Here is a 1,791-nt window from a genome sequence, read left to right as displayed (position 1 = left end):
AGCCAGTCTTTGGGGTGGGTGGTGTAGGTGCGTCCGGCGGCGGTGGTCCAGGTGAGGGTGCCGATGTCGGGGTCGCGATCGGTGGTCCAGAGGCCGGTGGTGCGGATCCGGTGGTGTTGGCGGTGGGTGGCGGACAGGTTGTCGGTCGAGGTCGGCCCGTGTGGGGCGGGGATGTCGTGGTCGAGGTCGCAGCGGTGGGCCGGGACGGTGCAGCCGGGGGCGCGGCAGTGGCCGTCGACGGCTTGGACGTGGCGGATGATCTCGGCGGTGGGGCGGTAGCCGGGGTGGGTGAGCCGGATGGCGTGGCCGGTGGGGGCGTCGGCGTAGAGGGTGTGCCAGATCGAGCCGGGTGCGGTGATGATCTGGCGGGCGTGGGCGGCGCTGACCCAGCCGTGGCCGGGCAGCTCACACGGCTGGTCGTCCAGGCCGGCGGCGGTGCTGAACGGGACGATGATCCAGACCGTGGCCGGCGGCCGTCGCCAGAACCCGGCGCCCGACCCGCCATCCTCCGCCTCGACACCGCCCGCCACAGCGGCCGCGTCGTCCACGGCATCGCCGCCCGCGTCACTGTCCACATTGCCCGGGACGGCGCCGACCATGTCGTCGCGCGGGTGGCTCTCCACGTCGCCCGGGACACCGCCGACCGCGCCATCGCGGGCGTGGCTCTCCACACCGCCCGGGACACCGCCGACCGCGCCATCGCGCGCGTGGCTCGCTACATCGGCGGGTACACCCGCGCCAGCGTCGTCGCGCGCGTTGGGGTGCCCGGCCGACAGTGCCGCTTCCGGCAGTGCCGTTCCCGGCGGTGCCGTTCCCGGCGGTGGGGACCATCCGTTGGTGGCCGGCGTGGACGTGATCGACGTGCTCGACGTGCTGGATGTGGTGGACGAGGTGGTCGGTCGGTCCGGCGTGCCGGCGAACATGGCTGCGCCGGTGAGGAAGTCGGCGCGCAGTTGGTCCAGGGTGCGGGGGTCGCCGCCGGCGCGGGCGCCGCGGGCGGCGGTGTCGGCGCGGTCGATGGCGGCCACGATCTTCTCGGCGTCGTTGATGACCGTCAGGGTGCCGGTGCCGTCGTCGTGGACCTGCGCGAAGGCGCCGATCCTGTCCCGCGCGGCGCGTCGGCGCGCGGCGTGGTCGGTGTCGGCGGCGATGACGGCCCGGCGCAGCCGCTGCCGGAACAACGCACCGGCGAGGCCGGTGCCGTCTCGGGTCGGTGCCAGCACCGCGCGGGCCACGGTGTCGGCGTGCTGGTCGTCGAGGTGGCGGGTGGCGTGCACGACCTGGGTGGCGCGGGCCATCGTGGTGCGGCCCAGGGCGACCTGCTCGCGCAGGAACCCGGCCCGGGACGCCGGGGCGATCGCCAGGTCCAGACGCAGCCCGACCTCGGACTCGCCCAGCCCGGTGGCCGCGACGACTTCCAGGACGACGGCCTCGTGCACGGTCAGCGGGGTCCGCCCGACCCAGGTCTGGGCCTCGCGGGCCCGGAACTCGGCGCTCATCGAGGCGTGCATCCGCGCCAGGGCGTCCAGCTGTCGTGCGTCCACGACGGCCTTGGCCCGCTCCCCGAGCTCGAACGCGGCCAGCTCGCCCTCCACGGCCGCGGCGAAGGTCTCGGGGTCCGTGGTGGACTCCTCGGTCTGCCGCCCGCTACCGCCGGCGCCCCGCGCAGCGCCGGCCGCATCCGCGCTGGTGCCCGTGCTCGCCGTGCTCGCGGTCGGGCTGTTCGCGGTCGGGGTGCTCGCGGTCGGGCTGTTCGCGGTCGGGCTGTTCGCGGTCGGGGTGCTCGCGGTC

The 1,791-nt window shown here is 75.7% G+C and carries 1 protein-coding gene; it reads right to left on the bottom strand.

Annotated features, from left to right (window positions below):
- On the bottom strand, positions 1-1,595 hold a 1,595-nt coding region (locus tag ACYVLP_RS23520; RefSeq protein ID WP_460629716.1), incomplete at its 3' end, for an HNH endonuclease signature motif containing protein.
- Between the last annotated feature and the right edge of the window lie 196 nt (positions 1,596-1,791).

Source organism: Intrasporangium mesophilum (assembly GCF_054783095.1).
Note: the sequence above shows the minus strand (reverse complement) of the source record. Positions and strands in the feature narration are given on the sequence as shown.